Source organism: Caulobacter sp. GW821-FHT12F03 (assembly GCF_058806855.1).
This window is the reverse complement of the sequence record NZ_JBXAQC010000013.1, coordinates 1-6,349: the sequence shown is the minus strand read 5'-3', so window position 1 is coordinate 6,349 and position 6,349 is coordinate 1. Positions and strand designations below refer to the sequence as shown.

General features: G+C 58.8%; 6 protein-coding genes. 2 read left to right on the top strand and 4 right to left on the bottom strand.

What is annotated here, in order from left to right; genetic code table 11:
• Window positions 1-129: 129 nt before the first annotated feature.
• Both AC1RN0_RS18140 and AC1RN0_RS18135 read left to right on the top strand, forming a co-directional pair.
• Entirely contained in the window at window positions 130-369 is a 240-nt protein-coding gene (locus AC1RN0_RS18140) for a hypothetical protein (protein WP_492788871.1), read from the top strand.
• Window positions 370-613: 244 nt separating this feature from the next.
• The gene (locus tag AC1RN0_RS18135) at window positions 614-3,160 is read left to right on the top strand and encodes a DEAD/DEAH box helicase family protein (RefSeq protein WP_492788870.1); all 2,547 of its coding nucleotides are present in this window, start codon (window positions 614-616) and stop codon (window positions 3,158-3,160) included.
• A gap of 3 nt (window positions 3,161-3,163) precedes the next feature.
• Here the strand turns inward: AC1RN0_RS18135 and AC1RN0_RS18130 are convergent, their stop codons facing one another.
• The 4 genes from AC1RN0_RS18130 to AC1RN0_RS18115 all read right to left on the bottom strand — a co-directional run bounded on the left by AC1RN0_RS18130 (window position 3,164) and on the right by AC1RN0_RS18115 (window position 6,176).
• Window positions 3,164-3,526, bottom strand: a complete 363-nt coding sequence (locus AC1RN0_RS18130) for a hypothetical protein (protein WP_492788869.1) — start codon at window positions 3,524-3,526, stop codon at window positions 3,164-3,166.
• A 191-nt stretch (window positions 3,527-3,717) separates the two neighbouring features.
• Entirely contained in the window at window positions 3,718-4,845 is a 1,128-nt protein-coding gene (locus AC1RN0_RS18125; protein WP_492788868.1) for a hypothetical protein, read from the bottom strand.
• Window positions 4,846-5,071: 226 nt separating this feature from the next.
• Window positions 5,072-5,467 carry a hypothetical protein gene (locus tag AC1RN0_RS18120; protein WP_492788867.1) on the bottom strand — a complete coding sequence of 132 codons (396 nt, stop codon included), beginning with the start codon at window positions 5,465-5,467 and terminating at the stop codon, window positions 5,072-5,074.
• Window positions 5,468-5,897: 430 nt separating this feature from the next.
• Window positions 5,898-6,176, bottom strand: coding sequence for a hypothetical protein (locus tag AC1RN0_RS18115; protein ID WP_492788866.1), 279 nt, complete (start codon window positions 6,174-6,176; stop codon window positions 5,898-5,900).
• Between the last annotated feature and the right edge of the window lie 173 nt (window positions 6,177-6,349).

The following is a 6,349-nucleotide window of genomic DNA, read 5'->3' as shown; positions in this document are numbered from 1 at the left end:
TTCTTTAGTTGTCCATCCAGGCCCCCGCAGGCAAATAAAGATATCGTATTAGTCATTCGAGGTGCGGTAATTTGAGAACAAGGACGGCTCACCAATCAAGGAACAATCAGAGCCGATAGAGACAAGACGATGAGCCACAAGAAGCAATACGACGAACGAAAATGGGTCGTCTTTATTATGGACCCGGACTACAACGATTCATCTCCATACTCTGTTGTGGCGGACGATGAAGAATCCGCAATCGAAAGGGCCATCTCCGATTGGAGAAGCTGGCTCCAGGATGACGAGTTCTTCGAACCTTCAGAATGGTGCGCGCCCGAGATCGTGAAGGTCTACCGGGGCAGTTGGATCGGTGAGCGAGTCCTCTGATCGCGTCCCGCCGTAACCAGCGGGCCGGCGCCGAAGTCGCCGAGGCCACCACTTCGCCGCCCCTGACCATCAAATAAGTAACACTGAGATCAATGGGGCAGCACACCCAACGGACCTCTGGATGTCTTGTCAGTCTACAAGGGAGGTTGTGCGACCGCCTGAGAGCAATGCTGCATGAGCGATCCGAGAGGAGCCCGTTGGGATCACATCCCCCAACGGGCTCTTTTCTATTTCGGACGATTCAATGCAATATCACAACATACTATACTATCTCGACGCGCTATGCGGGGCGGGAAAGACCTATGCAGCCACCCGCTACGCCTATTGGCTTGCACGAGGCGGCAACAAGGTTCTCGTCGTCCAGCCAAGCAAGGAACTGATCAACAAGACTGTGCGGGAGGAACTCAGCAGGCTGTCTCCGCCAGTCCGGCACACCGTGCTTCACGGTGACGCTGTCGAACTCGTGGTCCCGGCGATTGTCCGCCACTTCAAGGACGCTTCGTCCGGAGGCGAAATCCTTTTCATCACCCACCAGGGCTTTCTCAGAACGCCTTTCTTCCAAGGGCGGGAGAAATGGATCGTGATCTGGGACGAGTATCCGCAGATCGACCAGTTCAGCGAACTCAACATCCCGAACAACCCTGAACTGATCGTGCCGTTCATCGACCTTCACGGCCACGATGCCCGCTACTCTGTCGCGAGCCCGGCTATCGGCGGCGGAAGGGCGCGTCTCAAGGAGATCGCGGAGAACAAGGACGACGATCTGGTCTGGGGCCTCTTCAAGGACTTCGCCGACCGGATGCTCTCTTCGAAGTGGACCACCTACGTTCTATCGCACCAGTGGGAAAATCTCCGGTCCGGCCAGGGCAATCAGCGGCGTGTGACCAGCCACTCTCTCCTTCAGCCGGGGATGTTCGATGGCTTCCATCAGGTGATCATGCTCGGAGCCTGCTTCGAAGAATCGTTGATGAACCTCGTTTGGTCGGCACAGGGCGTTCGGTTCAAGCCGCTCCAGTCGAGGCGTTTCACGAGCGATCTCCGCTACCTTGCCCATCAGAACGGCGGTCTGCTTCGGATCATGTATGCGACCGACGAACCGTGGTCGAAGGCACTCAGGGATCGCGTCCTCGACGAAGCCGCCGGGGTGACTGTGCTCGATGCCATCTTGGAAAAGCTGCGGGCCGAAGTCGGTGATCAGCCGTTCTGTTGGATGGGTAATAAGGACCTCGACAACGGCACATTCAACGGGCTGAAGGCAGAGCGTCTTCCCAACACTCCGCACGGGAGGAACGATTTTCAAGGGTTCCATGTGGCGGTCATTCTTTCCGCTCTCAACCCTCCTCCGGCACACTTCGCATTCATGGATGCCCAAGGTGTAAGCGGTGCCGATGTGCGGACCGGCGGATACAAGCATTCGGTCTATCAAGCTGTGATGCGTTGCAGCCTGCGGAATCCCGACGATCAGAACTCGAAAACCGTCATCGTGATGGACCGCGACACGGCGGAGTGGCTCGCGAGGCTCTTCCCCGGCTGTTCGGTGTCGCCACTCGGCGGAGCCGTTATAGGGGAGGTGCTGAAAAAGTCGGGGAGGCCGAAGATCCATTCCAGTTCGGCCGCTCGAAAGGCCGCCCATCGCCGGGAATGGGAAACCCGTCTCCTGATCGAGCAAGACATCATCAATGGCGACGACCTGACTGCGGATTTCTATCCCGATCTCACGGCCACCATTCGTGCAGAGATGCCGGAGTTAGAGGGGCTGGCAGGAGAGGACCAACTTGCGTGGGGCGATGCCGAGAAAGGTGGAGGGACGATCTTCACGTCGCTCTACGACCCCGTTCCGTTTGGCCATCTCGATCACGAAGATGATGAATCCTTCATCGCCGAACTTCGATCCCTTCACGACCGGAGCATCCCCGCCAAGGAGGATGCGGGGCTGATCAGTCCAGCCTTTTTCGATGCTGACAAGGACCCGGACACATCGCGCGGTCTCGCGAATGTCCGGCACGTTCGTGGGATTTGGCTCGACAACGACGGCGGCGATCTGACCCACGAGGATTTCGCAGGGCTATTTCCGAATCTCCGGATCGTCGTCTGGAACACCTACAGTTCCACGCCAGAAAAGCCCCGTTGGCGAGCATTCATCCCGACTACGCAGGCCATGACGATGAAGGTTCACGCCTTGATCCTCGGGCAGATCATGAGAGCCCTGAACAAGGAGGGCTATTGGTCGAAGGACCAGCTGGCAAAGAACCCTGCGATCCGAAAGCGCAACCTGCATGGGTTCGACACGTCGAAGCTCAATGCGGCCAGTCTGTTCTTCCTGCCAGCCAAGGCGCGTGATCCCGCCGGGTCATTCTTTCACGACTATGGCGTGGCAAATCCCAAGCGAAAGCCGATCGAACCAACCACCTGGATCAAGAAGAGCATCGTTCACCCCGAACCCGAGCCAGAGGAGCCACCCGTCGTGAAATGCCGCGTCTCGCCCATCTGTGGGGGCGGATCGCAAAAACTTCAGGAGATCAGGGCGGCTCTGGCGAACAAGTCCGGGGAAAATCGCCGGGACCAGTGGGTCGACGAAGCTATTGCCGAGTGGCGGGCCAATGCGTTGCAGCCGGGCCAGGGCAACCAATCGTTCTTCGCCCTGGGCGCCGCACTACATCGGGCTGGCCTGGACCCGTTTGAGATCAGGCAGGTCTTGGACAGCGAGGCCGGATTTGCTCGGCACCCGCGCGAACGAAGAGGCGAGATCAAGAGCATCCTCCGGTCCTTGTCGAAGCGCGGTCGCCAATAGCCGCTAAAAGTCAGCCAGGGCGGACATGATGGCCGCTACATCCCGATCTGCCGCATCGATGTGAATGATCCTGAAGGCGGCGAAGGCGGCGGAGAACTGGTCCGTCAGAGCATCTAACTCGGCCTCGATGCCCGGCTGATCTCGTATCCAAAGCCGGCTGGAGAGGGAGTCGGTTTCGTCTGCGCTACGGATGACCTCCAGCCGGAGTTGCGAGGCGACGGTCGCGGCGGACCTGACGCCATCACAGACGATCAGGACTTCATCGGTCTCGAAGCCAGAGCAGCCGGGCGAACAGGCGATGATCTGATCCACGATGTCTTCGAGGGCGGCGGCGTAGGGGATATGGGCACGAAACTGGGTCATCATGTATTTATCAAAATGACAGCAGTTAATTGAAATATATGGACTTTGTGAACATCGACCCTTGATCATCATACGACGGGTGGCACGCGCGCACGCCGGCGCGGCCATAGACCAATGGCCGGCGCGCGATGATGTTGGTTCGATTGGCTTGGGGCCAGCCTGTCGCCTCGCCCCCCCCCCCCCCCCCTCACCGATCAGTCGAAATCCATGAGATCAAACAGCGGTATGCGCCACGAGCCCAACTCTCGAAGGAGCGGCTCAAGTTCCGGCGGGCTCGATTTCACGATCACCACCTTGATCCCAAGGGGCTCAAGCAGTTCACGAACGCCGCGCATATTCTCCCTGGTGACCTCGGCGTTCTGTCGAGCATGAACTCGACGGGCAAACCAGGAATCGTCTTCCGCCTGAACGATCTCGATCAGCAGGCCAACTTCCCTCCAAACCAGCATCGCCATAACGCCGGAGCACATTTGAGTCGAAAGGCCGTCAGGGTCACGACCGAGGCAGTTCCCGAACTCCTGACCAATCGAACGCGCCGTCGAGGGAGTGATCCGCTCCAGGACAACCAGACCATCGGTGGGCAGCTTGCGTGGGAGCGGTTGATCGGAACGCTGGAGCCAGCGGCTGAACCAGCCCGGAAAGGGCCGCCGCTCCTCCCGTTCCAGGGAGTCGCGAATGGCGGTGTCGTCGGCAGTCGAAACCAGAAGCCGGATCATACTCACCGAGCCATTCAGGCGAGCAGCCGCCTCGTGCCCTTGATACCGCCGCACGATCCCCGGCGTGAGGAACACCGGATCAAGGGTCTCGACGGCGGCCAGATATCCTTCTTGGAAATCCGGGAGTTGCTCCAGACAACGCTTCCGAGCGCGGATGGAGGGGTCGGTGGACGTATAGATCGCATGAAGGCGGGCGTAGGTGTCCTCGGGCAAGGCTTCGAAGCCTGCCTTGTCGAGCAGGCCGAGGAAGCCGTCAGGACAGCTTCCGAAGGCCATTTCGACAATTTCGCGGGGCCGCATCCGCAGAAGAGTCGCGCCGACCTCGGCGATCATCTCGTTCCAAGTTCCGTGCGGTGCGATCCAGCCATGGACGCGGTTCAGGAACGGCTCGGGATTATCGAGGATGCCCTGGGTGAAGGCGGCGAAGGCGGCGTGCCGCCATTGCGGACGCGTTCCCATGAGCTTCCACAGATGGCCCGGACTCACGCCCTCGATGAAGGCGATATGATTGAGCGGCCAGCCCGAGATCGGCTGAAGCCGCCCCGCCGACATGGTGATTTCGCTCGCGCTGGCCTGCGAGTGATCGTTGTTCTCGTGGATGTTCATATCGTCCGCCTCCGAGGGAAGCAGCGAGCCCTTCGCTCAGCCGCGTAGTCTGCGGCTAACGATCTCGATGGATTGGAGATGGATCATTGGCCGATCATCTCACAGGTTTGGAATCTGTCGATGGAAATGACCTGCCGAATAGACCTTCAGCCGGGCTCACGATGACCTTCCCTCCGCGCCGAGGCACGAAGCCGTTGACAGCCTCACCAGCGGCACCGCGAGTTCGTCAGAACCGACTGCCGATGTCTGTCAGCATCGCGCGAACTGTGTCCCCTAAATCTTGATGAGACTCGTAGTGGAGAAGGACCGCAGCCACGGCCGCAAGCTCTTCCGCGCACGGAGTTTCCTCGTCCGGGTCTTGGCCCTCAAGGAATCTCTGTTCGAGCGAGCCCTCCTCCCACACCTCCAACAGGCCGTAGTTGCTGCCCTGGAAGCCGATATGATCGCTGAACTGCGTGGGCTGAGGGTAGGCCACAATCATACGGTCTGCGCCATCGACGAGGGTGACCTCATCATCGGGCTGGGCAGCGTGATTCGCCACGCGGCTCCAGCCATCGGTCTCGGCCAAGGCGATGAACTCGTCCATGGTCATGGGGTCGCGGCTGGTGTTGTAGTTCGACATAGGGGTCTCCTTGGCCGCACGAAGCGGCCAACGTGTGAATTGTGAGTAGGGTTAGGCGTGCGGCGCCGAGCCGGATTCGAGTCTGACCAAGGCGTTGACGAGGTCCAAGGCGGCCCCAGCTATCGGCTCATTCGATACCCGGTAGATGCCTCGATCCCAGTTTTTTCAGGGGCGGCGTTCTCACGCGATGCCCCCAATCCAACTCCGATGGTAGACCGTGACGACTTCGGCGGAGCCGGGTTCGTCGCACCAGTCGCGACGAGCTAGAGTGATCGCCATGCGCTTGTTTTTGGCGACCAGTCATTGAAGTCGGGGTCCGTGAGGATCACGACCCAGCAGCCGTCCAGGGGGCCTTCGACGGCTAGCTGGGGATTCGACGATTGCTCATCTGGCTGCCGAATCCCCAGCCATTTGCTCCCGCGTGAAGCCGCTACGAAGCTAGTTCGGTTGGCTTTTCTCTGGAGTAACTGAGCTTCACCAGGGCATCACGATCTTCGTAAACATGCGACTTAATGAAGTTCTCAAACGCAGGTCGATCGTAGTCACAAATGCGGTCCACCACGATGCGCGGGAAAAGCATAATAGACGGCGAGAGATTCAGGCCAGGGATGCTCTCGACGATCAATTCCACAGCAAACTCGCTTGCCTGAGGCGTGCCATCGTCAAGCGTGATTAGGCATTCATCCCGATTGTCGGTCTCCATGATCACGACAATTCCGTTATCAAATAGTCCCATTTTACTAATTGGTATGCAATCGAATACAATTATAGACACGTCTTTAGTTCCTTGCGGGCCGGACCCTGTGTTCGGCCATTCCTCAATTTAACAAACCCGCTTTCTCGACTGCAATAATTGAATCATCTGAAGTCAAACATTGATTT

What these genes read in the sequence shown, in the direction of transcription:
- AC1RN0_RS18125 (WP_492788868.1), bottom strand. Translation starts at nt 4,845, where the DNA reads ATGAACATCCACGAGAACAACGATCACTCGCAGGCCAGCGCGAGCGAA.
- AC1RN0_RS18135 (WP_492788870.1), top strand. Translation starts at nt 614, where the DNA reads ATGCAATATCACAACATACTATACTATCTCGACGCGCTATGCGGGGCG.
- AC1RN0_RS18130 (WP_492788869.1), bottom strand. Translation starts at nt 3,526, where the DNA reads ATGATGACCCAGTTTCGTGCCCATATCCCCTACGCCGCCGCCCTCGAA.
- AC1RN0_RS18140 (WP_492788871.1), top strand. Translation starts at nt 130, where the DNA reads ATGAGCCACAAGAAGCAATACGACGAACGAAAATGGGTCGTCTTTATT.
- AC1RN0_RS18120 (WP_492788867.1), bottom strand. Translation starts at nt 5,467, where the DNA reads ATGTCGAACTACAACACCAGCCGCGACCCCATGACCATGGACGAGTTC.